Source organism: Hymenobacter edaphi (assembly GCF_003258365.1).
Lineage (GTDB): Bacteria > Bacteroidota > Bacteroidia > Cytophagales > Hymenobacteraceae > Solirubrum > Solirubrum edaphi.
This window is the reverse complement of sequence record NZ_QHKM01000002.1, coordinates 112,893-139,882: the sequence shown is the minus strand read 5'-3', so window position 1 is coordinate 139,882 and position 26,990 is coordinate 112,893. Positions and strand designations below refer to the sequence as shown.

Genomic DNA, 26,990 nt, shown 5'->3' with positions numbered 1-26,990 from the left:
CCGCCGCGAGTTCTGCGGCCCCGGTGCGTTCTTTGGCGGCGCGCTCCGCCGGCCACTACACGGCGCCGGGGCCCGAGTTGTATGCCTTCTGCGTTTCCCCCCCGCTCTTTCCGCTACGCGCAGCCGGCCTTGCTGCTGCTGGGCCTGCTGCCCTTCGTGGCCCTGTGCGCGTACGCCGAGCCGTACTCGGACGACTTCCTGAATGCCTGGCGCACCTGGACGTACGGCCCCGCGGGCGTGCAGCGCGAGCTGTACCAGCAGTGGACGGGCCGCTTTTTCTCCACCGTGCTGATTACGGTGGCCAACCCGCTCACCTGGGGGTGGCAGGCCGGGGTGCGCTGGGCGGCGGCCGGGCTGCTGCTGGCCCTGGCGGCAGTGCAGTATGCGGGCGTGCGGCAGCTGTGGCCCGACCACCGGCGCCGCACGCCCGCCGCGGTGGCCAGCCTGGCGGCCCTGCTGCTGTACCTGCAGCTGATGCCCGACGTATACTCCGCCTTTTACTGGTACACCGCCGCGGCGGTGTACACGGTGGGGCAGCTGGGCTTCCTGCTGGTACTGCTGACTTCGCTGGCGGGCCTGCGGCAACCGCCCGGCCAGCGCCGCGGCTGGGCCGTGGCGGCGGGGGCGGCCGCGGTGGCCACGGCCGGCGCCAATGAGGTGCAACTGCTGCTGCTGCTGGCCACGCTGGCGGGGCTGCTGGTGCTCAGCGGGCGGCGCGCCGCGCCGGCCACCCGCCGCTGGTGGGCCGGGCTGCTGGTGATTACGCTGCTGGCCGGGGTGGTGGCGGTGGCCGCGCCCGGCAACTTCACCCGGCTGGTGGACAAGGGCTCGGGGCTGGAGCCGCTGCCGCACAAGCTGCTGATGGCCCTGCCGCGCACCGGGCGGGGCGTGCTGCTGCTGCTGGCCCAGCCGCGCCTGCTGGCCGGGCTGGGCCTGGTGTACCTGCTGCTGGCGCCGCTGGTGCGCGGCCGGGGCAACCCGTTTGGGCACCGCATTCCGCTGCGCCAGAGCCTGCCGCTGCTGCTGGCGGGGCTGGGCCTGGCGCAGCTGGTATCGTTTATCGGCCTGGGCGGCAGCCTCGCCCGCATCGATAACGTGCTGATCTACGCCCTGCTGCTGGGCTGGAGCGCGGCGCTGCTGGCCGCTGCCGAGCAGCAGCCAGCAACGTCCTCCCAGCTGCCGGCGCCCGGCCCGGGCTGGCGCCGGCGGCTGGCGTGGGCCGGGCTGCTGGTGCTGTGCGCCACCGGCCCCACGGCCCGGGCCTGGCAGGAATGGCTGTACAGCGCCCGGCCCTACGCCCGGCAGATGCAGCAGCGCTACGCCCTGCTCGAAGCGGCGCGCCGGGCCGGGCGCCGGCAGCTCACCGTGCCGCCCATCGTGCACGTGCGCCCCTACCACGTGCTGCTCACCGGGCAGGACCTGGCGGTGTGGCCGGGCTACTTCGCCAATGCCGAAACGGCCGTGTACTTCGGCCTGACCGAGCTGGTGGCCGACGAGCGGCTGCTGCCGCAGGCCCACCACGACTTCGGCGGGCAGTGGCGCGCCCCGGCGGAACGCTAGGGCCGGCCGTCGGGCTTTTTCTTACGCCAGGGGCAGTGCCGGCAGCCGCTGCCGCAGCAGGAGCCGCGGCGCCGGTGGTACTGCTCGGTGAAGACCAGGTAGCCTTCCGGGGTGTAGTAAAAGTCGCCGGGCTGCAGGGGCTGGGGCTGGGCTTTCATCGGCGGCGCTTACCCCCGCAGGGCGGCAATGCATTCGATTTCGACCAGTGCCTCCAGCGGCAGCCGCGACACTTCCACGGTGGTGCGGGCCGGGCGGTGCGTGCCGAACACCACGGCGTACACGGCGTTCATGCGCTGAAAATCGGCGAAGTTCTTCAGAAACACGGTGGTCTTGACCACGTCCTGCAACCCCAGGCCGCGGGCCGACAGCACCACGTCGAGGTTGATCAGCGCCTGCCGCGTCTGCTCCTCGATGGTGGTGGCCTCGATGCGCATGGTGGCGGGGTTGAGCGGCGTCTGGCCGGAGCAGAACACGAGGCCGCCCGTGACGATGGCCTGGGAGTAGGGCCCGACGGCCTGCGGGGCGTCGGGGTGGTGCAGGATTTCCATGCAGCAGCGGGTGAGAAGTAGCGGTGGCCGCAAAGGTAGCTGCCGCGGGGCATCGGCTGCTCGGCGCCGGTGCCCCGCGGCATCGGTAAGCCGCCGGTACCTCGGGCAGCCGTTTTGCGTACTTTTAGGACCTTCCCCGCTCCCGTTCACCAAACCCCATTCCCCACCATGTCCGTCAGCACGCCCCCCGCTACCGCCGCCCCCATTCAGCTCAGCAGCCACGATGTGATGCAGCTGGAAGACCAGTACGGCGCCCACAACTACCACCCGTTGCCGGTGGTGCTCAGCCGCGGCGAGGGCGTGCACCTCTGGGACGTGGAAGGCAAGCACTACTACGACTTCCTTTCCGCCTACTCGGCCGTCAACCAGGGCCACTGCCACCCGCGCATCATCCGGGCCCTCACCGAGCAGGCCCAGAAGCTCACGCTGACCTCGCGCGCCTTCTACAACGACCAGCTCGGCCGGGCCGAAAAATACCTCTGCGAGCTGTTCAACTACGACAAAGCCCTGCTGATGAACTCGGGCGCCGAAGCCGTGGAAACCGCCCTGAAGCTGGCCCGCCGCTGGGGCTACGAGCAGAAAGGCATTGCCCCCAACCAGGCCCGCATCGTGGTGGCTGAGCACAACTTCCACGGCCGCACCACCGGCATCATCTCCTTCAGCACCGACCCGGACTCCACCGGCGGCTTTGGCCCCTACATGCCCGGCTACCAGGTGGTGCCCTACGACGACCTGGCGGCCCTGGAAGCGGCCGTGCAGGACCCGCACGTGTGCGCCTTCCTTGTCGAGCCCATTCAGGGCGAGGCCGGCGTGGTGGTGCCTTCGGATGGCTACCTGGCCCACGCCCACGCCATTTGCAAAAAGCACAAGGTGTTGCTGATTGCCGACGAAATCCAGACCGGGCTGGGCCGCACCGGCGAGCTGCTGGCCTCCTGCTACGAGGGCCTGCACGCCGATATGCTGGTGCTGGGCAAGGCCCTCTCGGGCGGGGTGCTGCCGGTGTCGGCGGTGCTGGCCCGCAACGAAATCATGCTGGGCATCAAGCCCGGGCAGCACGGCAGCACCTTCGGCGGCAACCCGCTGGCCTGCTGCGTGCTGGTAGCCGCCCTCGACGTGTTGCTGGAGGAAAAGCTGACCGAAAACGCCCGCTTCCTGGGCGAGGTGTTCCGCGAGCGGATGCGCCGCCTGCAGGCCAAGCGCCCCGAAGTGGTGGAGCTGGTGCGCGGCAAGGGCCTGCTCAACGCCGTCGTCATCAAGCCCGCCGCCGACGGCCGCACCGCCTGGGACGTGTGCGTGACCCTGATGGAGCGCGGCGTGCTGGCCAAGCCCACCCACGGCGACATCATCCGCTTCGCCCCGCCGCTGGTCATCACCGAAGAGCAGCTGCACGAAGCCTGCGACGTGATTGAGGAGGTAATTCTGGCGTTTTAGGCGGTAAACCAAAACGAGGCACACCAACGACTTTGCCGGGGGCTTTTGCTCCGTCGTTGTTTCGTTCGTCGTGCCTTGTCTGCGGGCTAAGGGCTGCTATCATGGGGCAGATTTCGGGCGGGGTACTGCTCATTCCCGGCTACGGCACTGAGCTCCGGCGGCCACTGCAGCACGGCCCACTCAGCGCGCATGCCGGCTTCGGAGCGGCGCGACCTTTACTGGCTACTGGTCGCGCCGCTGCTTTCCGCTGGGGTGTAACGGCGCAGGCGGCCGCCCTGGCGGGCCACCTCAATCCGCGGACGCACTGGCGGCTTTACGCCCTGGAGCGCCGGCAGACCACCCGGACCGCCACCTTGCGCGCCCTGCACGAGCAGTGCCGGGCGCAACAGCCGGAAGTAATCCTTTGCCATTCCTTGGGCTGCCAGTTGTGGCTGCACTACGCGGCGGCGTACGCCCTGGAGCCGAGCGTACGCCGCGTGGTCTTCGTGCAAGCTGATGTGGCGGCCGGCTTTGTCCCCGGCTCGGTATCGGTGCAGGCCCGCTTGGTTGCCGGCGAGCTGTCCTGGCTGAATCTGTGGTGCAGTTGGGACCAGGCGTTGCTGGCTTCGGCGGCGCTGCACGGGCGCTGGCCCGCTGGGTTGACCGGCGCCGGGCATCCGCTGGTGCAAAACCATTTTTTTCCGCTGTACCGCCGCTGGAATCTGCACACTAGCAGCATCAATGATGCGGCGCTCTTGCGCTTTCTGACGTAGCCGTCGAAAACGCTCTTCAACGTTGCCCCACCGGGTACCTATTCGCACGCTATCAGCGCTTTGGCCAGCCGGAACGGTTTTTCGCACAGAGGGGGAACAGTTTCGGCGAGGCGGACGGTTAGGGCGCTGAACGACAGGATAGTTTTGTACTGTCGCCACCACCGAACCCCAATTATGCTGCTCCGCTACGCTCTAATATTGACTTTTTCCGCGCTGACGTTGGCCAGCTGCCAGACCACCAAATCGGCGCTGACCACGCCGCAGTGGCAGTTTACCGCCGTCGACGCGACGGATAGCACCGAGGCCGTGGTGCTCATGCACAGCTCGCAGGGCCCCGAGCCCACGCGGGTGGTGCTGCCGGCCACGGAGGCACGGGCGCTGCTAGCCGAGCGGACAGAAGCGGAGCGCTAAACCGGGGAAGGGAAATGAGTGGATGCGTCGCCGCGTCAGGTCTTGTGATGGGGACCGGGCGCGGCGAACTGCTTTGCGGCCGGTGCGTACCTAGGCCCACTGCCGCTTACATTGGCGCAGCTTACGCTACTTGCTGATGCGTTTTTCTACCCCTCGCGTTGTGCGCCAGGCCGCCTGGGCTGGCTTGCTCGGGGGCTTGCTGACCGGTTGCGCCGGCGCCAAGGCCTCCTTTTCCTTTCAGCCCGCGCCCTCGGCCGCTGCCAACCCAGTGGCCTTGGCCGGCCCAGTGGCCTTGGCCGGCCCCGCCGACCTGGCTGTAACTCCTGCTCCCCAGCCAACCGCAGAAGCACCGGCTTCGGCGCCACGTGCAGCGGCGCGCGCCGCCGTTCAGCCATCCGCTGCGGGGGCTATTCCGGCCGCCCGCGTGGTGCACCGCCGTGCGCCCTTTGTGCGGCCGCTGCGCCGCGTGAGCCGCCATCAAGTCCGCCGGCCGGCCGACGAGGGCCGCCGCCCGCACGATACCTGGCACATCGTGCTGGGAGCCCTGCTCATTGTGGGCAGCGTGGCCGTGGGGCTATGGCTGGGCGGCTGGCTGGGGCTGGGCGTGGGCGCGGCCATCATGCTGCTCGGCGACTATTTCCTGGTGCTCGGCATCGGCGGCAAGCACGCCTGGCAGGAAATCTTCCAGGAGTTCTTTAATATGTAAGGTATTTCGCCTCACGTGCCATGCTTCGGTTGGTCAGCCATTGGCTTTGTTCTACCCTGTTGTTGACCAGCGTGCTGGCCGTCGGCTGCCGCACGCAGCAGGCGGCTTTCCACTTCCGCCGGGCCGCCCCGGCAGCGGCCCGGCCCGTTGCGGCGGGCCCGCCACCCGTAGCCGGCGAAGCTGCCGCCCCGGAAACAAGCCCGCCGCGCCCGGTTCGCCGGGTGCCCCACCGGCTGCTTCCGCCCCGCCTGCCCTCCTCGCCCGCCCCCGCGGCCAGGCACCGGGCCCGGCCGGCTGCCGCAGTGAGCCGCCGAGTTCAGCGCCCGGCCGCGGTTCGGCGGCGGGCAGAGCCGGCGCTGCGGGGAGGCGATGTGCGCGACGTTCTCAGCCTCCTGGCGTTGGCGGGCGGTATTGTGCTTTGGGTTGCCGTCGGCGGCTGGGCCGGGGCGGGGCTGTTCGCCCTGAGCCTGCTGGTGATACTGGGCATCATGATCTGGGGCTTCGGCAAGGGCGACATGCCCTAGCACTGCCTTACGTAGTCCGCAACTCTCGCCAGCGTTTATGCGCGTTTATCCGAGGTGCTTTTTGTGTCTGCTGGTGCTGCTGGTGCTGCTGGGCAGCTGCCAGAGCAGCCGTTCGGCGTTCTATTTCGGCTTTTGGCCCGCGCCGCGGCCGCCCGCTTCCGTGGCGGCTTCCGATTCGGCGGTAGTGGAGCGGCCGGTTTCCGCCGTGGCGAGCCAGCAGCCTAAAACGGCCCCACTCGCCGCGGCCCCGACCATTTCTCGACGGGCGGCCCCAAAACCGCCGCGGCCCATTGCTGCGCCGCCGCTTCTGGAGCGGCCCACCCGCTCCACTGCCGGGCAACGCCATCAGGCGGCCCCTCGGTCGTCCCATGTCTGGCGGACGACGGCGCGGGCTTACTCCGTCAATCAGTCGCTTCTACCACTGCGCCCGGCTGTCAGTACCGACGAGTTGTTTTTCCTCGGTGGCCTGGCTCTGGTGGGCATTGGCTTGGCGGTGGGCCTGATCATTGGCGGCTGGCCGGGCTTGTTGAGCGGGCTGGCGCTGGGCGTACCGGGGTACCTGTTTCTGGGGCGCGGCTATGCCGGCAGCTGGAATTCCGCCGCGCGGCCTTTGCGAACTTCTACTCGCGTTGCGGCCGCGCATCCCGCCGATGGCATTGACGCGCTGGGCCGTTTTCTGGTCAAAGTAACCGTGGCAGTGGCTTCGGTTTTTCTAGCAACGCTTGTTCTAGGGTTGATTTTTGGCTCGTCGGCAGCGGCGGTCATCGGAGGCATCGGCCTGGCTCTTGTGGCGGTGCTGGCCCTGGTGCTGCTCAATGCCTAAGCCCGGAGCTGTTTAAGGCTGGTCGTCCTGCGCGGGGCGAGGAAACGCGGCACGTCTGCACGGCTTCGTTCGAGCCGGAGCCGGCTCTTCGCTCGGCGCAGGCTGACCGACGGCTTCGCGCAACGTACTTCCGGCTTTCTTGGTACTGGGCCGGCGGCTAACCAGCCGCCCCGCAACTTTATCTTTGCCCCGGCTGTTTTGCCCGGTTGATTCACACGTTCTCATGGCACTAATCCCCACGCACCGCCCCCGGCGGAACCGCAAGTCCGAAGTCATTCGCAACATGGTGCAGGAAACCACCCTGTCCGTGCACGACTTCATCTACCCCGTGTTCCTGATCGAGGGCGAGAACAAGACCATCGAAGTCACGTCGATGCCCGGCATTCAGCGCTTTACGGCCGACCGCCTGCTCGACGAAATCGGCGCCTGCGTCGACCTCGGCATCAAGTCCTTCGCGCCCTTTCCCAGCATCGATGACCGGCTGAAGGACCGGCTGGCCCAGGAAAGCCACAACCCCGACGGGCTCTACACCCGCACCATTGCCCAGATCAAAAAGGCCTTCCCCGACGTGGTTATCATGTCGGACGTGGCCATGGACCCCTACTCCTCGGACGGGCACGACGGCATTGTGGACCCCGATTCGGGCGAAATCCTGAACGACGCCACCCTGGAAGTGCTCGGGCAGATGGCCCTGGCCCAGGCCCGCGCCGGCGCCGACATCATTGGGCCCAGCGACATGATGGACGGCCGCGTGGCCTGGATTCGCGACGTGCTCGACCGCAACGCGTTTTCGCACGTGAGCATCATGAGCTACACGGCTAAGTACGCTTCGGCCTTTTACGGCCCCTTCCGCGACGCGCTGGGCTCGGCCCCCAAAAAGGGCGACAAAAAGAGCTACCAGATGAACCCCGCCAACCGCCGCGAGGCCCTGCGCGAGCTGGTTCTTGACGAGCAGGAAGGCGCCGACATGGTGATGATCAAGCCCGCCCTGAGCTACCTCGACGTCATCCGCGAGGTGCGCAACCACACCCAGCTGCCCGTGACGGCCTACAACGTGTCGGGCGAGTACGCGATGGTGAAAGCCGCCGCGCAGAACGGCTGGGTGGATGGCGAGCGGACGATGATGGAAGTGCTGATGAGCATCAAGCGCGCCGGCGCCGACGCCATCCTGACTTACTTCGCCAAGGAAGCGGCCGCGGTGCTGCGCCGGGGCTAGTCTGGGCCCCGCCGCTTGCTTACCCGTTTGCCAAAGCGGCCCTCGTCTCGACGGGGGCCGCTTTGCTTTTCTGCCCTACCGCAGCGGCGCCGCCACATTCATAGCGGCCAGGCGCGGGGTCAGGAGCCGAAATCGGCGGCCAGCAGCTGTTTAACGCGTCGGTCGAGCACCCGGTCGTTGAGCAGCTTGCCGGAGCTGCTGCGGCGGTGCCCAAAGTACACCACGCGGTGCTGTTCCCGGTCGTACACCAGCGCGTACAATCCCAGGCGGTTTGCTTCCGGCGCCCGCCCACTGCCCACCGCGCCGTACATGGCGTATTGGTGCCCGAAATGGCTGGCTTGGCGCTGGTAGTTGTCTTTGGTGCGCATGAAGCCGCGGCACACCAGCAGCAAGGCGTAGCGGCCAGGCTGCTCGCCCAACGCGCTTTCCACGGTAGGCAGCGGCTCGGCAAAACCTGCGCCGCCGCGCTGCCGGACGAAGGTGGCCGCGGCCCGCTCTACCTCGCGGCGCAGCTGGTCGCGGTGCAAGGAGTCGTCGGCGGGCCGGGTGGCTTGCAGGTGCAGCGGCCCGGCTTGCCGCAGCAGGCTGCGCTGGAGGCGCGTGGCCGTGTGCGCCGAAAACCATTCGTCGGGCCGAACCTCGTCGTCGCGCACGATCAGGCCCATCGTCACCACGGGCCGTACGCAGGTCATTCCCCGCGCTTCAGCGGGCCGGAAGCCATGGTAGGTATGGCGGGTGGCATTGCAGCTGGTCAGCAGAACGGCGCCCAGCAGGGCAGCTAGCCTGATAAAACGATGCATGGCGGCTGATAATCAATAAGGATGGAGCAACCTCAGCAAATGTAGCAGGCGGGGCAAGGCGCCAGAGCCGCCCACGCGAAAAAAACCCGCCCCAAAGCTGGAGCGGGCTTTCCACGGTAAAGCCATGCCCCAACGGCCGGCTTTAGCAGCAGAAGCATGGAAAACGGCCACCGCACTCCGGCGGCCAGCCGGCGGCGGGTGTATCCCGAATGCTTCCCCAAGTCGAACAAGCGGAACGGCCCGAGCGGAGCAGCGCACAGGCAGTCAGGCCATACTGGTCGCAGCAGCTTGCAGATACGGGCCGCCGTGCTGCGGGCAGTCCGTACGCCGGCGGCCCGCAGGCGGCGGAATAATGTATCAGTTAATATATATTAAATATTATTTAATTACAAATTAATACAATAAATATAACGGTTTCGGGCACGTGTAGCGCGGGCTTGGCTACACCGATTTTGGGAACGGCTATAAGTCCGGTCTTCTCTCAGCCTTACCGGCCCGCCTTTATTCACGCCCGCCAAACGCGCGACCTGACATTTGTCATGTTTTTACGCTGCATGTGTCGCTATATTGGCGCCGTTGCAAGGCAAGAGGCAAGCGTGGCTTTTAGCTGCGGTCTGCTGCTGCCAACTCAATGAGCCCCGGTCGAAGTGGTGTTCGGCCGGGGCGTTTTGCTGGGCCGGCGGCAAGCTTGGGGCCGTGCTAAGGCTGGGGAGCATTCAGCGCGGATGTATGCGGGGGCACATCGAAGTCGCGGGCCAGAAGCGTGTGCAGCACGGTTTCGACGTTGCTACCGTTCAACGGGTCGGCTTCTACCGTCGCAATCGACGGGTAGTTGTAGTAGTCGATGCGCTTTTCCTGCCGGTCGAACACGAACAGCCCCACGTACGTCACCGCCAGGTAAGGCGTGTACCGGACCGTGCCAAGCGAGAAGGCCGTCACCAGGGCGCTTTTCACTTTCTGCTTATCAAAATTGCCGGGCTGCCGGGTGATGCCCTGCTCCAACAGTGCCACCACGTACCGGGTTTTGGCCCCGGCAGTCAGCCGATCCAGCACGGGGAGCAGGCTGCGGTTGCGAAAAGACCGGGTCTCGTTTAGCGCCCGTGATGCTTCCTGCAATTCCTGTAGCAACTGCAGGCGCTGCGCGGGGTCGAGCGGCAGGGTTTCGGCGACGTGCAGCGGCGGCGCAAACTTCTGCGCGGCCCGCAGCAACAGCTCTTCCATCTGCTGCGAGGCCCCCGCATTGTACTCGGCCCGGTCGCCGCGGCTGAGATGGTGCCCACGCTGGCTACGGGCGTAACCAGCGTCAGGTCGGCGCCCTGCCGGGGCACGAAGCCGCCGCTGCGCTTCAGTCCGACATAACCGCGAAAAGGCCCGCAGCTGGTAACGGCACAAGTAAAGACGACAGCCAGCCACGGCCGAAAGCCCAACCGGACGGATCGACCAAATCGAACTACACGCCCGAACGGCTGGCGGCAATCGGCTGCCGGGTACGCTTGGCGCATGGGATAAGCATAGCGCGGACTGGCAGCAACGACGTGAGCCGCTTGCCCACGCCGCGGATGAGGTCCGCCGAAATGGGGCTTTTTATAGCAAGCGCAAGATAAAAGCCGGGCCGCTAACGGCGGAACGGCCAACGCCCCAGCCGCCGGCTCCAGAGCACGAAAATGACGGTACCCAGCCCCATCATCAGCAGGGCCGCCACCTGAAACGGCAAAAACACCCGGGTGTGCGCCGCCGCGTCGGCGTAGAGCACGAAGCCGTCCTTGATGCTGAAAAACACCCACAGCCACACGGCCACGGCCACGATGACGGGCAGCGGGTACAGCGGCATGCGGAAGGGCAGCCCCTGCGTGCCCCGGCGGCGGCGCAGCAGCACCAGCCCCACGGCCTGCCCCACGAACTGCACCAGGATGCGCATGGCCAGGATGGCGCTGATGACTTCGCCTAGCTTGAAGAGCAGGCTGAACACGAAGCCCATGCCACCCAGCAGCAGCAAGGACACGTGCGGGAAGTGCTTGGTGGGGTGGGTGCGGGCGAAAATGGGCAGAAACTCACCGTCGGCGGCGGCGGCGTAGGGAATACGCGAGTAGCCCAGCAGCACCGCAAACAGCGAGGCAAACGCCACCCAGAGCACCAGGGCCGTGGCCACTTGGGCCGCCGCAGGCCCGTAAAGCCGCTCGACGAAGGTGCTGACGATAAACTTCGATTCCTTGGCTTCCTGCCAGGGAATGACCGTGCCCACGCTCCAGTTCAGCAGCAGGTACAGGGCCATGATGCCGAGGATGCTCAGGAAGATGCTGCGCGGAATCACCCGCTGCGGCTCCCGGATTTCGCCGCCCAGGTGGCACACGTTGTAGTAGCCCAGGTAGCTGTAGATGGTCTTGACGGTGGCCTGCCCCATGGCCGCCGACAGCAGAATGCCCGGCAGGGCCGCCGCGCCGCCCGCCGGCAGCCAGGCCACCGCGTGGGTGCTGTGCGTGAGCCCGCCGATGATCAGCCAGGCCATCAGCCCGAGCACGCCCGTCCAGAGCAGCACGCCCAGCCGACCGATGTCGCTGATGCGGCGGTAGAGCAGCGCGATGAGCAGCAGCACGACGGTGCCCGACACCAGCTTGGGCTGCCACCACGCGGGCAGCGGCACCAGGTAGCTGAAGTACTGCGCGAAGCCGATGGCGCCCGAGGCCAGCACCAGCGGGGCCTGCACCAGGGTCTGCCACACGTAGAGGAAGGAGAGCAGCCGGCCCCATTTCTGCTCGCCGTAGGCCAGCTTCAGAAAGCGGTAGGAGCCGCCCGCCTCGGGGTAGGCCGCCCCCAGCTCCGACCAGATCAGGCCGTCGAAGATGCTCAGGCCGGCGCCCACCAGCCAGGCCAGCAGAAAGTACGGCCCCACGAAGCCCATCACCAGCGGCAGGGTGACGAAGGGGCCGATGCCGACCATGTCAATCATGTTCAGGGCCGTGGCCGAGAGCAGGCCCAGCTCGCGGCGCAGCGGGGGCGCGTCGGGCGGAGCAGCGGTATCGGGGTAGGCAGCAGGCGTAGCGGTGTCGGGCATAGCGGCGGGGTGTGAGGGCGGCGGGACGGCCGGCGCGGAGTAACCCGCGAAGGGCACGGCGGGTTTTGGGTGTAAGTTGCGGGCTATTCAGCCAAAAGCGCCGGCTTACGTATAGGTAGGCCGGACGAACCACTCCAACCGCGTTTCTGTGGCCAACCCCAACTCCTCCAAATCCGCCCTTTACGGCGGCCTGCTCGCCAACGTCGGCATTGCCATTAGCAAGTTTGTGGCGGCGTACTTCACCCGCAGCTCGGCCATGCTCTCCGAGGGCATTCACTCCCTCGTCGACAGCGGCAACGCCATCCTGCTGCTCTACGGCATGAGCCGCAGCCAGCGCCCGGCCGACGCGCGGCACCCCTTCGGCCGCTCCAAGGAGCTGTACTTCTGGGGCCTGATTGTGGCCGTGCTCATCTTCGCCATCGGCGGGGGCATGTCGTTCTACGAGGGCATCAAGCACATCGAGCACCCCGAGCCGCTCACCGACCCGCTCTGGAACTACGTGGTGCTGGGCGTGTCCATCGGCTTCGAAGGCTGGGCGTTTTACCTGGCCATGCAGGCGCTCTACCAGCTGGAAGGCGCCCGCCAGGCCGGTTTCTGGAAGACGCTGCGCGTAAGCCGCGACCCGGCCGTGTACGCCTCGGTGCTCGAAAACCTGGCCGCCCTGCTCGGCCTGGTGGTGGCGCTGCTGGGCGTGTACTTCGGCCACATGCTCAACAACCCCTTCCTCGATGGGGCCGCTTCCATCGTCATCGGCGTGCTGCTGATGCTGGTAGCCGTGTTTCTGGTGGCCCGCACCCGCGCCCTGATTGTGGGCGAAGGCGTCGACGAAGCCACCCTCACCGGGCTGGAAAGCATCATCAACCACGACCCGGCCGTGGGCTCCCAGGCCCGCACCCCGCTCACCATGTACCTGGGCCCCACCGACGTGGTGCTGGCCCTCGACGTGAACTTCAACCCCGGGCTGGGCGCCGCCGAAATAGCCCGGGCCGTCGACCGGCTGCAGGACAGCATCCGGGCGAAATACCCGGAGTTCAAGCGCATTTTCATCGAAGCCCACTCGGTATCCGCCCGCGAGCGGGTCGAAGCGTAGCTTGCTGGAGCGTCAATAGCAGAACGTCATGTCGAGCGAAGCCGGGCCATGACGTTCAAGGTTGCTCACCCGGACAGCCGGATTCCCCGTCACCCCGTTTTAGTACCCTAACACCCCAAACTGCCGCCCGCCGCCTGCCACGCCCCCCACTGCGAATCGTTTCTGTGGCCGCCCCGCCGGTCCTCACCTAACCTGTACTTCGCATGACGTACGTCGACAACCGCTCCGCCTCCCCGTTTCAATCTTTCTGGATGGGCGGCTACGAATGCACCGACCAGCAGAACTGCTTCGGCCACCGGGTGGACTTTCTGCACCTGACCGGCCACTACCAACAGCTCGACGCCGACTATGAGCGCCTGCAGCCCTTCGGCATCGGCACGGTGCGCGAGGGTATTCGCTGGAGCCAGGTGGAGCGCACGCCCTACCACTACGACTGGAGCACCGTGGCCGAGCTGCTGGCCGGCGGCCGGCGCCAGGGCATTCAGCAGCTCTGGGATTTGTGCCACTTCGGCTACCCCGACGACCTGACGCCGCTGCACCCCATGTTTGCGCGGCGCTTCGCCTCGCTGTGCCGCGCCTTTGTTGATTTCTACCGCTCGGTGCGGCCCGAGGGCGAGCTGATCGTGACGCCCATCAACGAGGTCAGCTTTATGAGCTGGCTGGGCGGCGACGCCCGCGGCACGGTGCCCTACTGCACCGGCCAGGGCTGGCAGGTGAAGTACGGGCTGATGCGCGCCTACATCGAGGGCGTGGCGGCCCTGCGCGAAGCCGACCCCAACATCCGCATCCTTACCACCGAGCCGCTGGTGAGCATCGTGCCGCCGCCCGGGGCCACGGCCCGGCAGCTGCGCGAGGCCCGGCAGCAGCACGAGTACCAGTACCAGGCCGTCGACATGCTCAGCGGGCGCATCTGCCCCGAGCTGGGCGGGCGGCCGGAGTACCTGGACCTGCTGGGCTTCAACTACTACTACGACAACCAGTGGGAGTGCCACAGCAACGCCCGCCTGGGCTGGGCCAACGAGGCCTGCGACCCGCGCTGGCGCCCGCTGCGCAGCCTGCTGAAGGAGGCCTACAAGCGCTACCACCGTCCCGTCGTCATCACCGAAACCAGCCACCCGCTGGAGCACCGCCCCGACTGGCTGCGCTTCGTGGCCGCCGAGTGCGCCGCCGCCATCGAGGCCGGCGTGCCGCTGCTGGGCGTGTGCCTCTATCCCATCATCGACCGGCCCGACTGGGACCACCTGGACCGGCCCTGGCACCGCTCGGGCCTCTGGGACGTGGAGCAGCGCGCCGACGGCACCCTGGAGCGGGTGCTCTACGAGCCCTACGCCGCCGCCCTGCGCGACGCCCAGCAGCACGTAGCCGCCGCCGTGCCCGGCCGCACCAAACAGCTCAGCAAGGCCCGCAACGCCCCGGCGCTGCTGCTGCCCTGATTGAAAACGAAAAAGGCCGTCATGCTGAGCTTGCCGAAGCATCTCTACCGAACGACTCCAGGCGAACAAGGCGGTAGAGATGTTTCGCAAGGCTTGGCAGAATGTTCTGATTTGTGCATCTGCTCTCCCCTCCCCACCCGCTTTTCCATGCCCACCGCCTCCGCCGCTGATACCGAAGTGCTGCTGACCCGCTTCCGCCAGGCCCTGGCCGATGCCACGCTTTCCACCCAGGAAGCCACTATGCTGCAGCGCGAAACCGCGGCCTTCGTGGCGCAGGGCGGCGACGTGGCCCGGCTGCGGCAGCAGGTATTCGGACTGGCCAAGGAAATGGTAACCAGCCCGCTCGACAAGGCCATCATCAACTGGCTGGCCGGGGCCACGGCGGTGCTGCCCGGCGCGGCGGCCCACCAGCCGCAGGTGTACTTCAGCCCCGGCTACGAGTGCGTGGGCGCCATCCGCCGCTTTATCGAGCAGGCCGCTGCCCACCTCGACGTGTGCGTGTTTACGGTGGCCGACGACCGGCTGACCGAGGCCCTGCTGGCCGCGCACCGGCGCGGCGTGCGCGTGCGCCTCATCACCGACAACGACAAGCTGCTGGACCGCGGCTCCGACGTGCGGGAGCTGCAGCAAGCCGGCGTGCCCGTGCGCGTGGACCACACCACCGACCACATGCACCACAAGTTTGCCGTGGCCGACCACCGCGCCGTGCTCACCGGCAGCTACAACTGGACGCGCTCAGCCGCGCTCTACAACCTCGAAAACCTGCTCGTCACCGACGACCCGGCCGTGGTGCAGCCCTACGACCGGGCCTTCGAGAAGCTCTGGCACGAAATGGCCGTGTTTGAGGGCTGAAAGTCTGGCAGTATGCTCAACGTACAAGGCCGCCCCTAACTGGAGCGGCCTTTTTTATGGATCAGCCAGCAGCGCCGCGGCCCGGCCGGGCAGCTGGCCGAAACCGCCTACCGCTGCGGCGTGCCGGCTCCGACAAAGGCCCGCAGCTCGCGGTAGATGACGTTGCCGGGCCAGTAGAGCTGCAGCACCATGGCCGCGTGCTTTTTGCCGGGCAGCACGTGGTAGGGCGGTGCGGCCCCCAGCGCCGCCAGCCGCTGCCGGAATTTCTCGTTGCTGCGGGTGATGGAGGGGTAGGTCTTGGCGCCCACGAATACCAGAAAGGGCGGCACCCCGGCGTGCAGGTGGTACAGCGCCGAGGCCGCGCGCCAGCCCGCCGGCTCAGGGCCGAAGGGCACCAGGTACTGCCGGTCGTCGGAAAACTCCATGCGCCGCAGGTAGTCGTACATGTCGAGGCCGGCGGCATCGTCGAGGATGACGCCGCGCACGGGGTTGCGCGGCTGCCCGCGGCGGGCAAAGAGGGCGTCGTCGGTGGCCAGCCAGGCGGCCAGGCCGCCACCGGCCGAGTGGCCCATCAGGTAAATGCGCCCGGCGTCGCCGCCGTACCGGCCGATGTGGGTCTGCACCCAGAGCACGGCGCGGGCGCAGTCGTCGGCCATCTGCGGCACGCGCACCTGCGGCGCCAGGCGGTAGTTGACAACCACCGCCACCACGCCCAGCCGGGCCAGCCGCCGGCCCACGTAGCTGTAGAAATCCTTGTTGCCGCTGGCCCAGCTGCCGCCGTGAACGAATACCACCACCGGCCGCGGCGCGGGGCTTGGCTGGCGCGGGGCATACACGTCGAGGCGGTGGCGGGTGGCGTCGTAGGCCGAGTCGGCGGCGGGCACGTAGGCCACGTCGGCCGTGCGGCGGCTGGCGCGGGCCACGGCCAGCTCGTTGGCGGCCACGAGCAGCAGCCCCAGCAAAGCCGGCCCGAGCAGCCAGCGGAAAATTGTCATAAGCAGCCGAAAAAGCGGCACCCGGCGCGGGTGCAGCCGACCTACGCAGCCCCGGCCCCGGCGGATGCGGGCCGAACCGGATTTGGCCGGGGCGGGCAATGATCGGGGCGCAGCGACGTTGGGGGCAGGCGGGGCGCTGTTCGGTCCGGCAGCTTACCTTTAGGAACTCGGGGCGCGCCGCCTGCGTCCCGGTTAGTACCGATGAAACGACTTCCTTTTCTGCTTTCCCTGCTCACGGCCGGCTTGCTGCTGACCGATCCGGCCCTGGCCCAAAAAGTCAAAGCCAAAACCAAAGGCGCCGCCGCCGACGTGCCCGCCGCGGCCCGGCGCCTGCTGCCCCTGTTCGGCGGCCTCACGCCCGAAGCGGGCCAGCAACTGGTGGGCGCGGCCTTCCTGCGGAGCGCCGACCAGAGCTTTGCCTCCCGCACCGAAGCCAGCCAGTTTTTCGCCAACAAGGCCTACGAATACCTCAAGGAAGGCCAGGCCGATACGGCCCGTTACCGCTTCAACCTGGCCTGGGTGCTCGATCCGAAGAATCCCGCGCCGTACCGCGGCCTGGGCCTGCTCACGGCCAGCGCCGCCCCCGACGAGGCCATCGGCCTGCTCAGCCAGGCCCTGGCCCTGGCTCCCACCGACGCCCAGCTGCTCACCGACGTGGGCGGCGTGTACCTGATCCGCTTCGAGCAGACCAAGAAGAATAAGGACCTGAAAACGGCCGACGAGTACCTGCGCCGCGCCCTCGCCGCCGATGCCAACAACGCCTACGCCTGGCAGCAGCTGGGCTGGGTGCAGTTCAAGCAGGAAAACTACCCGGGCGCCTGGGAATCCCTGCACAAAGCCCGCACGCTGGACTTCAGCAGCATCGATTTTGAGCTCATCAGCCAGCTTAAGGACAAGCTGCCCGACCCGCAGGGCATGTTTAAGTAAGTTCGGGCCCGGCAACGCCCGCCGCGCGGCGGGCGTACTCCGGCCTACTCACCATTGCTTCGATTTCGTGCGCATAGCCTCCTTTCTCCTCGGCGCCGCCCTGCTGGCGCCGCTGGCCTCGCAGGCCCAGGGCCCGCGCCGCCACTACGACGCGCAGGGCCGCGGCTTCTACCGCGGCCCGCTGCGCCTGACCGCCGGCGGCGGCGCAGCCCTCTATTTCGGCGACCTGGGCGGCCTGCGCCCGGGCCCGGCCGTCAGCGCCGGGCTGGTGTACACCTGGCGCCCGCACTGGGCCGTGGGCGGCGACCTGACCTGGTTTCAGCTAGCCGGCACCGACAAGCTGCTGGAGCGCGCCCTGGCCTTCCGCGGCCGTAACCTCTCGCTGACCAGCTTCGTGCGCTTCGAGCCGCTGACCGACCCCTCGTGGTACGGCGCCACGCGCAACCAGTACGCCCGCATCAAGCCCTATCTGCAGGCCGGCGGGGGCTTCGCCATCTACAACCCCAAGGCCTACCGGGGCGTGAACATCCCGAACGTGCCCGAAGGCTTTCTGCCCCCCGAGCGGCCCGACTACCCCGGCACGGCCCTGATTGCGCCCGTGGGCGGCGGGCTGAGCTTCAATGTGGTGCCGCGCCTCTGGATATCGGCCCAGGGCCTCTACACCTTCACCACCACCGACCACCTCGACGACGTGAGCCAGCGCGGCAACCCCGCTCAGAATGACGGCTACGCCACCTTCGAGCTGAAAGCCGAGTACCAGATCAAGTAGCGCGTACCGGTAGTTTCGCGTACCGCCGCTGACGGGCGTCCGGTTGCCGCTCAGCGGTACGCGAACTGCCACCTGGTGCTACCTTCCCCTTTCTCCACCGAGCTATGCCCTTTCCCGCTGATGCGGCCACGCGCTGGTCGCTGCAAGACCGCGTGTTTATCGTCACCGGAGCTTCGGCCGGCATTGGGGCCGCCGTGGCCGAGGAGCTGCTGGGCTTCGGGGCCACGGTGGTAGTGGTGGCCCGCCGCCCCGAGCCGCTGGAGGCGGCCGTGGCGGCCTGGCAGCAGCAGGGCCTGGATGCCCACGCCATTCCCAGCGACGTGAGCCGCCTCGACGGCCGCCAGACCCTGCTCAACGCGGTGCAAACCCGCTGGGGCCGCCTCGACGGGCTGATCAACAACGTGGGCACTAACGTGCGCAAACCCACCACGGAGTATACCGCCGAGGAGTATCAGCACGTGATGCAGACCAACCTCGATTCGGCGTTCAGCCTGTGCCAGCTGGCTTACCCGCTGCTCAAGGAAAGCGGGGCCGGCGCCATCGTCAACATCTCCTCGGTGGCGGGCCTGACGCACGTGCGCACCGGCGCCGTGTACGGCATGACCAAGGCCGCCCTGGTGCAGCTCACCCGCTACCTCGCCGCCGAGTGGGCCCCCGACGGCATCCGCGTCAACTGTGTGGCGCCGTGGTACATTCAGACGCCCCTGGCCGCCGGCGTGCTCAGCAACGAGGACTACCGCCAGGAAGTCCTCGACCGCACACCCATGCGCCGCATCGGCGAGCCGCAGGAAGTGGCCGCCGCGGTGGCTTTCCTCTGCCTGCCCGCCGCCAGCTACGTCACCGGCCAGACGCTGTCCGTCGACGGCGGCTTCATCGGCCACGGCTTTTAGCAAACGGTAGCGCTGGCAGTCATTGCGCGGAAGCACGGCAAAGCACTCGGTCCTGACCAATGTGCCGACCAAACAAGCAGCGCCGCCCGAAACCGGTAACTCCAGTTTCGGGCGGCGCCGTTTTCGAGTAGGGCGTTTTGCGCCGTTGGTGCCACGAGAGGGAAGACTGCCGCGCTTCGCTCACGATGACTGCCAGCGCCACCGCCTTTGCTACGCACGGTTCAGCAGCGCCAGCAGCGCGTCGGCGTAGCGGGCGTAGGCGGCCGGGCCGGCCGAGTCGAGGTAGAGGAAGGGCTCGATCAACTCCAGCTCCATCAGCCAGAAGCCGCCCGCACCGTTTTCCACCCCATCGACGCGGGCGTAGAGGCAGTCGGGGGTGAAGCGCTGCACGATGTCGGCGGCTAGCTCCTGGATGAAAGCTGGCGGGGTTTCGGCGTGGATGCCGCCGCCGAACATGTGCTGCACGCGGAAGTCGCCGGACTTGGGCGTTTTGCGCAGGCAATGGCTGAGCTGCCCGCCGAAAAACACCAACGACCATTCGCCCGCGGTCTGAATCTGCGCCAGGAAGGGCTGGGCCATGAAGTCGCCAGTATTCACCAGGGCCTGCAGCTGGGCGGTGGCGGCTGCGGCCTCGGCGGGTGTGAGGGCGAAGGTGTCCTTGGCGCCGCCGCTCACCGTGGGCTTGAGCACCAGCTTCTCCGGGTGGCCCAGCGCGGTGAGCAGCGCGGCGGTATCCACGCGGCTGCCCTTGGGCAGCCACACCGTCGGCACAATGGGCACGCCGGCTTGCTCCATGTCGCGCAGGTAGCTTTTGTCGGCGTTGGGCCGCACGATGCTCGTCGGATTCAGCAGGCGCACGCCGCGGCGGTCCAGCTCGTCGAGCCAGCGGTGAAACTCGGCGGGGCGGTCGAAATAGTCCCAGGGCGACTTGAGCACGGCCGCGTCGAACTGCTCCCAGCGCACCGCGGCATCCGACCACGAGGCGAACGTGACGTCGAGGCCGCGGGCGCGCAGGCAGGCGGCGAGTTGGTGGTCTTCGTCGGCGACGCCGGTGCTCTGGTACTGGGCCAGGGCGTCGCAGGTAACAAGGGCAATGTGCATAGGGCGAAACAGACGCGGCGCCGACGCAACCGGACGCACCGCCGCGGGCTGCAAACATAAAAAAAGCCCGCCGCGCGGCTGCGCGACGGGCTTTTCAGGTCTCTAACAGTAGCGGAAGGCGGTTATTCCTTCACGAAGCGGGTGCGGAAGGCTTTCTGACCGTCCGACAGGCTCACCTGGTAGATGCCGGCCTTCAGGCTGCTCACGTCGAGCTGGCCGCGGTCGAGCACGCGCACCTTCACTTCGGCGCCGCGCTGGTCGTACACCTTCACCGACTTCAGCTCGCCGTTGTTGGGCAGGGCCACAGTCAGCAGGCCGGCCGTGGGGTTCGGGTAAGCCACGGCGTCGCGGCCTACTTCGTTGCCGATGGCCGTAGCGCCGCTGATGCCAGCCACGCCCGGCGTGAGGGCCGCGCCGCCGGTGATGTTCACCGTGTAATCCTCGGTTTCGCCGTAGCTGAAGCTGCCGCAGCTGGTAGTAGCCGAAGCGTCGCTCATGATGACGCGCATCCGCGTCGTGCCGCTCTTGGCCGTGGTGGGCACGGTGAAGGTGCCGCTCAGCGTAGCCGCGCTCGACGAGGAGCCCGACACTACCAGCTCGCCCGCGTCGGTGAACACGCCGTTCTTGTTGTAGTCGATGTATACTTTCCAGTACTCGGTGTAAGCCGTGCTGGTGAAGCCGGCCGAGAAGTAGACGGTGGCCGCCGCGCCGGCCGCCAGGCTGGTGCTGGTGGCCGTGCCGTTGTAGTAGCCACCGGTTTCCTTGCCGGAAGTGCGGTTGATCGAGCCCAGCTGCACCAGGTCAATCCACTCGTACGACTGCGTCGATCCGTTCGAAGCGCAGTACATGGCGGTGCCACCGCCGCCGCCCGCCGCGGCACCCACGCCCACGGCAGCCCAGGCGTTGGTCACGGCCGTGACCTGCGTCGAGCCGGCGCCGTAGAGGTCGGTAGCGGCCGAAATGGAGGCCGTGCGGGCCGCCGCGTAGTTCGAGGAAGCCGAGAGGTACACGCTTTCGGTGCGGTAGGCAATTTTGGCGGCCGCGTCGATGCCGATGCCGGCCACCGAGAAGGCGGTGCCTTTGTCGTTGGTGCCCGAGCCGCCCTGCGCCAGCAGGTAGAACCAGTAGTTGAGCACGCCCGAGTTGGTGTGCACCCCGCCGTAGTCGTTCGACTGCGTGGGCGACGACGTGGTGGCCTTCCAGTAGGTGCCCTGGTAGGTGTCGGGCTGGCCGTACTGGTTGGGGTTGCTCATGGAACGCAGCGCGCCGCCGGCCTTCATGATTTCCTCGCCGATGAGGTAGGTCGACTTGCCGGTCAGGCCGTAGCTCGACACGGCGCGGGCCTCCACGCAGGCGCCCCAGATGTCGGAGAAGCCCTCGTTCATGGCGCCCGACTCGTTCTGGTAGGTCAGGTTGGCCGTTTTTTCGCACACGGCGTGGCCGATTTCGTGGCCGCACACGTCCATGGAGGCCAGCGGCTTGAAGGTGCTGGCCCCGTCGCCGTAGGTCATCACCGAGCCGTTCCAGAAGGCGTTTTCGTAGCCGGCGCCGCCGGGCACGTCGTCGAAGTGCACGTAGCTCTTGATTTTGGCGCCGGCGTTGTCGTAGGAGTTGCGGTTGTGCACCAGCTTCCAGTAGTCGTAAGTGGCCTGGGCCCCGAAGTGGGCGTCGCCGGCCACGTTGTCGTAGGTGGCGTTGTTGTACTCGGCGGCCGTCCAGTTGTTGTCGGCGTCGATGAAGTCAACGGCGGCGGTGTAGCTGTTGCTGCGCTTGGCGTTGTAGGTTTCGATGCCCAGGCCGCGGGTGTACTCGCGCAGGCGGTAGCCGCCGGTGGCAGTTTCGGTGGCCAGCGAGCGGGTGCCCGAGTAAGCCGTGGCGAAGCTGCCGGTGGCGGCGGCGTGCTTGATGATGGCGTCCTGCAGCACGATTTCGCCGGTGTGGGCGTCCACGTAGATGTAAGCGCGGCTCAGCGGCTGCGCGGCGTACACGTCCAGCTTCCAGGCCAGGGTGAGCTGGCCGGCCTTGGCCGCGTCCATGCTCATGGCGTTGCGCACCAGCACCAGCTCCCCGGCCGGCTTGAAGGTGCTCTTGCCCTCGGTGGCCAGCGCCGATGCGCCCTCGTTGGGCAGCTGCCACATGTACTGGCTGGCGCGCACAAAGCTCATGGCCGCCTGCAGCGCCGATTCGGCCGACAGCGAGGGGCGCACGCTCAGGCCTTCGGGCAGCTTCTCAAAGTCGCCGCTGAGGCTTTCCACGGCGCCGTTGCGGCGGTGAGCGGTGAAGGTGGCGTGCTCCACCTTCACGCCTTTGTAGTACTGCTGAAATTTCTCGTGGGAGAAGCCCAGCTCGTCGGCTTCGGTGCGGGCGGCGCGCAGCTCGTCGTGCTGGGTGAGGGGCAGGGCGGCGGCCAGGGCCAGGCGCGCATCGAGGGGCCGGGCGGCGGCGGGGAACTGCACGAATTCGGGCTGGCCATCGGCACCTTTAAGGAGCTGGGGGGCGCCAACGCGGGCGCCATCCTGTGCCTGGGCAGCCAGGCTGCCGAGCAATGCCAGTCCGAGGGCGGAGTACTTGTTAAGCATAAGCGGTGGAAAGGGAGTTTGGCTGGGAAAAGAGTTGGACAGATACCAGATATGACCTGGCGGGTTAGCAAATTAATAATTTTTTAATTCCGAGCGTTTCTTAGGCTGCTTTATGGCAAAATATTTTTCCTGATGGAAAAATCTCAATAAACCCAACCTAATATCCATGGTTTCGTAACGCGCCCGCTCACCCCCGAGCCTTGTATGCGCGGGCCATCTTGTTGAACATTTCCACCAACCGGCTTCAACACGAACCCGCGGCCCGCACCCCGGCGGCCCGCCGGCTAACACGCGCGCCGCCGGCTCCACTTGCGGGGAGCCGGCGGCGCGGGCAGCAGCAAACGTACGATCAGCGGCCGCTGCCGCTCAGGTAATCAACGGCCAGCTGCGCGAGGGTGCGCACCCCCAGATTCAGGCCGGCGTCATCGACGTAGAAGCCGGCGGTGTGGTGCGGGGCGGTGCGGGCCGCATCGGTACCGGCGGGCATGCCGCCGAGGTACAGAAAGAGGCCGGGCACCTTTTCCTGGTAGCAGCCAAAGTCCTCGGCCCCGGTCACGGCGCGCATTTCCGTCACGTTCGGAATGCCCGCCACCCGGCGCAGCGTGGGTAGCATGCGGGCCGTCAGGGCGGGGTCGTTGTAGGTGAGCGGGGCGGCGGGGCGCACCTCCACTTCGGCGGTGGCGCCGGCGGCCTCGGCCACATTGGTGGCCACGCGCCGCACGCTCTGGGCCAGCAGCTCGTGGGTTTTAGTGTTGAGGGCCCGCAGGGTGCCCTGCAGCTCCACCTGCTCGGGAATGATGTTGTTGCGCACGCCGCCGTGCACCATGCCCACCGTCACCACGGCCGCGTCGTCGGTGAGCTGCACCTCGCGGCTGACGATGGTTTGCAGCGCCACCACGATTTGCGCGGCGGCCACCACCGGGTCGACGGCCAGCCAGGGGTAGGCGCCGTGGGCCGATTTTCCCTTCACCTTGATCTGAAACACGTCGGCGCTGGCCATCATGCCGCCGGCGCGGTACTTCAGCTGCCCCACCTCGGTCTGGGCGTTGATGTGCAGCCCGAACACGGCGTCGACCTTGGGCTTGTCGAGCACACCTTCCTGCACCATCAGCTTGGCGCCGCCTTCCTCACCGGGGGGCGGGCCTTCCTCGGAGGGCTGAAAGATAAACTTGACGGTGCCGGGCAGCTCGGCTTTCATGGAGGCCAGCACGCCCGCCGCGCCCAGCAGCATGGCCACGTGCGCGTCGTGGCCGCAGGCGTGCATCACGCCCACGTCCTGGCCGTTGTACTGGGCGCGCACCTTGGAGGCGAAGGGCACTTTGCGCTCCTCCGTCACGGGCAGCGCGTCCATGTCGGCGCGCAGGGCCACCACGGGGCCGGGCTTGCCGCCGCGCAGCAGGCCCACCACGCCGGTATGGGCCACGCCGGTCTGCACTTCCAGGCCCAGGCGCCTGAGCTCGGCGGCTACGAGGGCGGCGGTGCGGGTTTCGCGGTTGCCCAGCTCGGGGTGCTCGTGAATGTCGCGGCGCCAGGCAATGACCTGGGCTTCCACGCGGGCCGCGGCGGCCTCGATGCGCCCGTCGGCGGTGGGTTTCTTCTGGGCCCGCAGGGGCGGGGCAGTTAGTAGCCCGCAGGCGAGCAGCAGGGCAGTAGGGCGAAGGCGAAGCATACGGGGCCGGCAGACAAGGTCGGGCGGCAAGGTACGATGCGCGGCCGGGCGGGCCAACCCGCGTTTAGTCCGCTTGCGGACCCAGCAGATGCGTGCGCAGCAGCTCCAGCAGCATCACGTCGGCGTGGCTGAGGCCGGTATTGACCAGGTTCACGTCCTCCAGCGGCTGATAGCCGTGCACGTAGCGGAACAGCTCGGGGTCGAGGGGGCGGAAGGCCATGGCCCAGTCGCCGAAGCTGCGGCCCACCACGGCTTTGTCGGCCAGCTTCACCAGGCTGTGGTGGCGCGCATCCTGCCCGATGTGCTCGTAGAGGGCGGCCAGGGTCAGCTCGTCGCCTTCGAGCAGCTGCAGAAAGTGGCCGGGGCCGTAGAACAGCATGCCGGTGACGTTCAGCTCCGCGTTGCGGGCGCGGGCGCTGCGCAGCAGCTCGCCCAGCTCGGCGTCGGTCAGGGCGTGGGAGGGCGTGCTGAGGTAGATAAGGTGATGCATAGGGAGCAACGCGGACGGATAGCAAGCAAGATAGAAACCGAACGTCAACGCAGCCAGTCCAGGAACCGCAGGTACAGCGGGGTGGCGCTACCGGCGTGGCGGGGCTGGCGCGGCCCGCCGAGAATGGGCACGTAGAGCACCCGGCGCAGCGAGGCTTCGCCGGGCGTGGCGGCGCGGGCCACGCGGTGCCACAGGCGCCCGTCGTGCACGGTCAGGTCGCCGGCCTCGGTTTCCAGGGCCAGCTCGGCCGGATCGGGGCTGGTATCGAGGAAGTAGCGCTTGCGCCAGAGCAGGCCCGCCAGGCCCTGGCGGTGGGTGCCGGGCAGCAGGCGCAGGCCGCCGTGGGCGGCCGGGCAGGCGTCCAGGTGCAGGCCCACGTTGAGCATGGCGGCGGGGCGGCGGCCGTCGAACACGTCGCGCAGGGCATCGGTGTGCCAGCCCATCTGGCTGAACCGGGAGCCGGGCGCGTGCCGGTACTGGCCCACCACCAGGCCGTTCTTTTCGTCGACGCCGAGGCGCACATCGGGCGCGTCGAGCAGGGCAAACAGGGCCGGCAGGCGCGCGTCCTGCAGCCAGCGGGCCAGCGCCGGGCTGTGCTGGGCGGCAAAGGCCAGCCGCTGGATGAGGGGCCGGCCGGCGGCGTCGCGGCCGAACTTGAGCGGAATGCCGTTGACCTGCCGCACGCCCTCGCGCAGCCAGCGGGCCTGCAGCTCCGCTAGGGCCGCCCGCAGTGCCCCCACCTCGGCGGGCCCGGCGAAGCCGCGAAAGTGCAGGAAGCCGTGCTGCCGGAAAAACGCCACCTGCGCGGGCGTCAGGCCGGCGGCGAGGGTGAAGCGCGGGTAATCGGCAGAAAGCGACATGAGAGCGGCGGGCAGCGGATACCCGGAAGATACCGCCGCGGCCCCGGAGGTTGGTTGGCTCTGCATTTGATGATGGAACTGCTTATGGGTCGTCATTCCGGGCGAAGTCGAGGACCCGAAGGAAGGCGCTAGCCAATCTCGCTGGATGGTAATTCCCTCCTTGAGGTTGCTACCGGCCAGCACCACGCGAGATGTCTCGACTTCGCTCGACATGACGTGCTGTTCCGATGCCGCCCAGCGAGGCTTCCCCTGCGCGCGGCCCGACGTCTGGCAGTTCCCCGCTCACCTTGCCCCGGCGCGGCGAAATGCGTAATTTCGGAGGCCCTGACTGCCGGGCTTGCCCTCCACCCTACCCCGTCCGCATGATTCGTTTCGCCTGGCTGCTGCTGGCCGTGGGCCTGTGGTCCGCCCCCTCACCCGCCGCCGCCCAGCCCGGGCCCGAGGCGCGGCTGGTGCCTTACCGCAAGGGGGCGCAGTGGGGCTACGCCGACCGCCGCGGCCGACTGGTGCTGCCCCTGCGCTACGACGAGGCCGGGCCCTTCGTGGATGAAATAGCCTGGGTGCGCGTGGGGCAGCGCTACGGCTACATCGACGGCGCGGGCAACCCCGTCACGCCGGTGCAGTTCGAGCGGGCCGGCACCTTCCGCGGCGGCCGCGCCCGCGTGAGCTTGCCCGGCGGCGAGTCGTTCGACATCAACAGCAGCGGGCAGCGCCTCACGGCCCCGCCCGAGGTGCTCGAAGAAGACTTTATGGCCCAGGGCGACCCGGTGCGCCGGGGCGGCAAGGTGGGCTTCCGCTTCACCATGGGCCACGCCGAGGTGCCGCCCGTGTACGACGAAGTGCGCGACCTGTACCACGACGGCCTGCTGCTGGTGCGCCGCGGCCCGAAGTGGGGCGTGGTCGACAACCGCGGCCGCCTGCGCCTGGAGCCGCAGTTCGACGCCATTACGGCCGTGGAGCAGAACGGCTACCAGTTTCCCATCGTGGAGCAGCAGGGCCGCTTCGGCTACCTCGGCGCCGATGGCAAGCTGCTGGTGGCGCCCAAGTACGCCGCCGCCGAGCCCTTCGTGGCCGGCGTGGCCCGCGTGACCACCGCCGCCGGCCAAACGGGCTACATCGACACCGACGGGCGGGAGTACTTCGAGTGAAGCCCCCCGCCGCCGGCCCCGGTCAGTGGGGTGGCGAGTGGTTGCCGCCGGTGGAAGTGCCCGGCCGACGGCCCGCTGCCCGGCCCCAACCGGTTGTAAGGCATTAGCGCTCCGGAGGCAGGTAGCCCCAACTGGTTGTAAGGCATCATAGCGCCTGAGTTACGCAGCTCCAACCGGTTGTAACGCATCACAGCCCCTGAATTACAGCGCTGCAACCGGTTGCAATGGCTTATGGCATACGGGTTATGCAGCTACCACCGGCTGTAAGACATTATCATTTGCGGGATAAGCAGCAGGCACTATACCCAACACCTGATTGCCCGCGCCTAAAGCATCATATCCCATGTGCAACGAATCAGCTTCC

The 26,990-nt window shown here is 67.9% G+C and carries 26 protein-coding genes; 15 read left to right on the top strand and 11 right to left on the bottom strand.

From position 1 onward, the window contains the following. The first annotated feature begins 81 nt into the window (after positions 1-81). Entirely contained in the window at positions 82-1,560 is a 1,479-nt protein-coding gene (locus DLM85_RS08230) for a DUF6056 family protein (protein WP_133256968.1), read from the top strand. Here DLM85_RS08230 and DLM85_RS25405 read toward each other — a convergent pair. Both DLM85_RS25405 and DLM85_RS08225 read right to left on the bottom strand, forming a co-directional pair. Further along, positions 1,557-1,718: a C1orf53 family protein gene (locus DLM85_RS25405; RefSeq protein ID WP_165822061.1), complete on the bottom strand. Its 162-nt coding sequence runs from the start codon at positions 1,716-1,718 to the stop codon at positions 1,557-1,559. The genes DLM85_RS08230 and DLM85_RS25405 overlap by 4 nt on opposite strands. A 9-nt stretch (positions 1,719-1,727) precedes the next feature. After that, a complete protein-coding gene (locus tag DLM85_RS08225; protein WP_111477634.1) occupies positions 1,728-2,108 on the bottom strand; it encodes a RidA family protein in 381 nt (126 codons plus the stop codon). Between the two features lie 168 nt (positions 2,109-2,276). Here DLM85_RS08225 and rocD point away from each other — a divergent pair, with 168 nt between their 5' ends. From rocD to hemB, 7 genes are all read left to right on the top strand, one after another. After that, complete coding sequence (gene rocD, locus DLM85_RS08220; protein ID WP_111477633.1) at positions 2,277-3,539, top strand: ornithine--oxo-acid transaminase; 1,263 nt, start codon at positions 2,277-2,279, stop codon at positions 3,537-3,539. Positions 3,540-3,640: 101 nt separating this feature from the next. Further along, positions 3,641-4,291, top strand: coding sequence for an alpha/beta hydrolase (locus DLM85_RS08215; RefSeq protein ID WP_111477632.1), 651 nt, complete (start codon positions 3,641-3,643; stop codon positions 4,289-4,291). Between the two features lie 174 nt (positions 4,292-4,465). After that, entirely contained in the window at positions 4,466-4,702 is a 237-nt protein-coding gene (locus DLM85_RS08210) for a hypothetical protein (RefSeq protein ID WP_133256967.1), read from the top strand. Positions 4,703-5,126: 424 nt separating this feature from the next. After that, positions 5,127-5,408, top strand: coding sequence for a hypothetical protein (locus DLM85_RS08205; RefSeq protein WP_111477630.1), 282 nt, complete (start codon positions 5,127-5,129; stop codon positions 5,406-5,408). 371 nt (positions 5,409-5,779) lie between these two features. Further along, a complete protein-coding gene (locus tag DLM85_RS25745) occupies positions 5,780-5,932 on the top strand; it encodes a hypothetical protein (protein WP_207890996.1) in 153 nt (50 codons plus the stop codon). Between the two features lie 61 nt (positions 5,933-5,993). Then, a complete protein-coding gene (locus tag DLM85_RS25025) occupies positions 5,994-6,755 on the top strand; it encodes a hypothetical protein (protein WP_207890995.1) in 762 nt (253 codons plus the stop codon). A 223-nt stretch (positions 6,756-6,978) separates the two neighbouring features. After that, positions 6,979-7,971, top strand: coding sequence for a porphobilinogen synthase (gene hemB, locus DLM85_RS08190; RefSeq protein WP_111477627.1), 993 nt, complete (start codon positions 6,979-6,981; stop codon positions 7,969-7,971). A gap of 119 nt (positions 7,972-8,090) precedes the next feature. Here the strand turns inward: hemB and DLM85_RS08185 are convergent, their stop codons facing one another. The 3 genes from DLM85_RS08185 to DLM85_RS08175 form a co-directional block, all read right to left on the bottom strand. After that, positions 8,091-8,771, bottom strand: a complete 681-nt coding sequence (locus DLM85_RS08185; RefSeq protein WP_133256965.1) for a hypothetical protein — start codon at positions 8,769-8,771, stop codon at positions 8,091-8,093. A 699-nt stretch (positions 8,772-9,470) separates the two neighbouring features. Next, positions 9,471-10,163: a hypothetical protein gene (locus tag DLM85_RS08180; protein ID WP_133256964.1), complete on the bottom strand. Its 693-nt coding sequence runs from the start codon at positions 10,161-10,163 to the stop codon at positions 9,471-9,473. A 223-nt stretch (positions 10,164-10,386) separates the two neighbouring features. After that, positions 10,387-11,823, bottom strand: a complete 1,437-nt coding sequence (locus DLM85_RS08175) for an APC family permease (protein ID WP_111477624.1) — start codon at positions 11,821-11,823, stop codon at positions 10,387-10,389. A 148-nt stretch (positions 11,824-11,971) separates the two neighbouring features. On the opposite strand from DLM85_RS08175, the gene DLM85_RS08170 reads away from it, so the two are divergent. The 3 genes from DLM85_RS08170 to DLM85_RS08160 all read left to right on the top strand — a co-directional run bounded on the left by DLM85_RS08170 (position 11,972) and on the right by DLM85_RS08160 (position 15,198). Further along, complete coding sequence (locus tag DLM85_RS08170; RefSeq protein ID WP_111477623.1) at positions 11,972-12,913, top strand: cation diffusion facilitator family transporter; 942 nt, start codon at positions 11,972-11,974, stop codon at positions 12,911-12,913. A gap of 203 nt (positions 12,914-13,116) precedes the next feature. After that, positions 13,117-14,346, top strand: a complete 1,230-nt coding sequence (locus DLM85_RS08165) for a glycoside hydrolase family 1 protein (protein ID WP_111477622.1) — start codon at positions 13,117-13,119, stop codon at positions 14,344-14,346. 147 nt (positions 14,347-14,493) lie between these two features. After that, entirely contained in the window at positions 14,494-15,198 is a 705-nt protein-coding gene (locus DLM85_RS08160) for a phospholipase D-like domain-containing protein (protein ID WP_111477621.1), read from the top strand. Positions 15,199-15,305: 107 nt separating this feature from the next. On the opposite strand, the gene DLM85_RS08155 is transcribed toward DLM85_RS08160, so the two are convergent. Then, positions 15,306-16,193: an alpha/beta hydrolase gene (locus DLM85_RS08155; protein WP_111477620.1), complete on the bottom strand. Its 888-nt coding sequence runs from the start codon at positions 16,191-16,193 to the stop codon at positions 15,306-15,308. A gap of 201 nt (positions 16,194-16,394) precedes the next feature. Between DLM85_RS08155 and DLM85_RS08150 the strand changes: the two genes are divergently transcribed. The 3 genes from DLM85_RS08150 to DLM85_RS08140 all read left to right on the top strand — a co-directional run bounded on the left by DLM85_RS08150 (position 16,395) and on the right by DLM85_RS08140 (position 18,779). After that, positions 16,395-17,120 (top strand): tetratricopeptide repeat protein, encoded by a 726-nt coding sequence (locus DLM85_RS08150; RefSeq protein WP_133256962.1) that lies wholly within the window; start codon positions 16,395-16,397, stop codon positions 17,118-17,120. A 67-nt stretch (positions 17,121-17,187) separates the two neighbouring features. Further along, on the top strand, positions 17,188-17,889 hold the full coding sequence (locus DLM85_RS08145; RefSeq protein WP_111477618.1) for a hypothetical protein: 702 nt from the start codon (positions 17,188-17,190) through the stop codon (positions 17,887-17,889). Between the two features lie 104 nt (positions 17,890-17,993). Beyond that, on the top strand, positions 17,994-18,779 hold the full coding sequence (locus DLM85_RS08140; protein ID WP_111477617.1) for an SDR family oxidoreductase: 786 nt from the start codon (positions 17,994-17,996) through the stop codon (positions 18,777-18,779). Between the two features lie 210 nt (positions 18,780-18,989). On the opposite strand, the gene DLM85_RS08135 is transcribed toward DLM85_RS08140, so the two are convergent. The 5 genes from DLM85_RS08135 to DLM85_RS08115 all read right to left on the bottom strand — a co-directional run bounded on the left by DLM85_RS08135 (position 18,990) and on the right by DLM85_RS08115 (position 25,478). Then, entirely contained in the window at positions 18,990-19,880 is an 891-nt protein-coding gene (locus tag DLM85_RS08135) for an ATP-grasp domain-containing protein (RefSeq protein WP_111477616.1), read from the bottom strand. A 122-nt stretch (positions 19,881-20,002) separates the two neighbouring features. Continuing rightward, complete coding sequence (locus tag DLM85_RS08130; protein WP_111477615.1) at positions 20,003-22,459, bottom strand: M4 family metallopeptidase; 2,457 nt, start codon at positions 22,457-22,459, stop codon at positions 20,003-20,005. Between the two features lie 349 nt (positions 22,460-22,808). After that, positions 22,809-24,128, bottom strand: a complete 1,320-nt coding sequence (locus DLM85_RS08125; protein WP_111477614.1) for an amidohydrolase — start codon at positions 24,126-24,128, stop codon at positions 22,809-22,811. Positions 24,129-24,192: 64 nt separating this feature from the next. Further along, complete coding sequence (locus DLM85_RS08120) at positions 24,193-24,618, bottom strand: BLUF domain-containing protein (protein WP_111477613.1); 426 nt, start codon at positions 24,616-24,618, stop codon at positions 24,193-24,195. Between the two features lie 44 nt (positions 24,619-24,662). Further along, positions 24,663-25,478 carry a phytanoyl-CoA dioxygenase family protein gene (locus tag DLM85_RS08115; RefSeq protein ID WP_111477612.1) on the bottom strand — a complete coding sequence of 272 codons (816 nt, stop codon included), beginning with the start codon at positions 25,476-25,478 and terminating at the stop codon, positions 24,663-24,665. 362 nt (positions 25,479-25,840) lie between these two features. Between DLM85_RS08115 and DLM85_RS08110 the strand changes: the two genes are divergently transcribed. Further along, a complete protein-coding gene (locus DLM85_RS08110; RefSeq protein ID WP_165822060.1) occupies positions 25,841-26,626 on the top strand; it encodes a WG repeat-containing protein in 786 nt (261 codons plus the stop codon). Positions 26,627-26,990: the final 364 nt, after the last annotated feature.

What these genes read in the sequence shown, in the direction of transcription:
- DLM85_RS08230 (WP_133256968.1), top strand. Translation starts at nt 82, where the DNA reads ATGCCTTCTGCGTTTCCCCCCCGCTCTTTCCGCTACGCGCAGCCGGCC.
- DLM85_RS25405 (WP_165822061.1), bottom strand. Translation starts at nt 1,718, where the DNA reads ATGAAAGCCCAGCCCCAGCCCCTGCAGCCCGGCGACTTTTACTACACC.
- DLM85_RS08225 (WP_111477634.1), bottom strand. Translation starts at nt 2,108, where the DNA reads ATGGAAATCCTGCACCACCCCGACGCCCCGCAGGCCGTCGGGCCCTAC.
- rocD (WP_111477633.1), top strand. Translation starts at nt 2,277, where the DNA reads ATGTCCGTCAGCACGCCCCCCGCTACCGCCGCCCCCATTCAGCTCAGC.
- DLM85_RS08215 (WP_111477632.1), top strand. Translation starts at nt 3,641, where the DNA reads ATGGGGCAGATTTCGGGCGGGGTACTGCTCATTCCCGGCTACGGCACT.
- DLM85_RS08210 (WP_133256967.1), top strand. Translation starts at nt 4,466, where the DNA reads ATGCTGCTCCGCTACGCTCTAATATTGACTTTTTCCGCGCTGACGTTG.
- hemB (WP_111477627.1), top strand. Translation starts at nt 6,979, where the DNA reads ATGGCACTAATCCCCACGCACCGCCCCCGGCGGAACCGCAAGTCCGAA.
- DLM85_RS08185 (WP_133256965.1), bottom strand. Translation starts at nt 8,771, where the DNA reads ATGCATCGTTTTATCAGGCTAGCTGCCCTGCTGGGCGCCGTTCTGCTG.
- DLM85_RS08175 (WP_111477624.1), bottom strand. Translation starts at nt 11,823, where the DNA reads ATGCCCGACACCGCTACGCCTGCTGCCTACCCCGATACCGCTGCTCCG.
- DLM85_RS08165 (WP_111477622.1), top strand. Translation starts at nt 13,117, where the DNA reads ATGACGTACGTCGACAACCGCTCCGCCTCCCCGTTTCAATCTTTCTGG.
- DLM85_RS08160 (WP_111477621.1), top strand. Translation starts at nt 14,494, where the DNA reads ATGCCCACCGCCTCCGCCGCTGATACCGAAGTGCTGCTGACCCGCTTC.
- DLM85_RS08155 (WP_111477620.1), bottom strand. Translation starts at nt 16,193, where the DNA reads ATGACAATTTTCCGCTGGCTGCTCGGGCCGGCTTTGCTGGGGCTGCTG.
- DLM85_RS08150 (WP_133256962.1), top strand. Translation starts at nt 16,395, where the DNA reads ATGAAACGACTTCCTTTTCTGCTTTCCCTGCTCACGGCCGGCTTGCTG.
- DLM85_RS08140 (WP_111477617.1), top strand. Translation starts at nt 17,994, where the DNA reads ATGCCCTTTCCCGCTGATGCGGCCACGCGCTGGTCGCTGCAAGACCGC.
- DLM85_RS08135 (WP_111477616.1), bottom strand. Translation starts at nt 19,880, where the DNA reads ATGCACATTGCCCTTGTTACCTGCGACGCCCTGGCCCAGTACCAGAGC.
- DLM85_RS08130 (WP_111477615.1), bottom strand. Translation starts at nt 22,459, where the DNA reads ATGCTTAACAAGTACTCCGCCCTCGGACTGGCATTGCTCGGCAGCCTG.
- DLM85_RS08125 (WP_111477614.1), bottom strand. Translation starts at nt 24,128, where the DNA reads ATGCTTCGCCTTCGCCCTACTGCCCTGCTGCTCGCCTGCGGGCTACTA.
- DLM85_RS08120 (WP_111477613.1), bottom strand. Translation starts at nt 24,618, where the DNA reads ATGCATCACCTTATCTACCTCAGCACGCCCTCCCACGCCCTGACCGAC.
- DLM85_RS08115 (WP_111477612.1), bottom strand. Translation starts at nt 25,478, where the DNA reads ATGTCGCTTTCTGCCGATTACCCGCGCTTCACCCTCGCCGCCGGCCTG.
- DLM85_RS08110 (WP_165822060.1), top strand. Translation starts at nt 25,841, where the DNA reads ATGATTCGTTTCGCCTGGCTGCTGCTGGCCGTGGGCCTGTGGTCCGCC.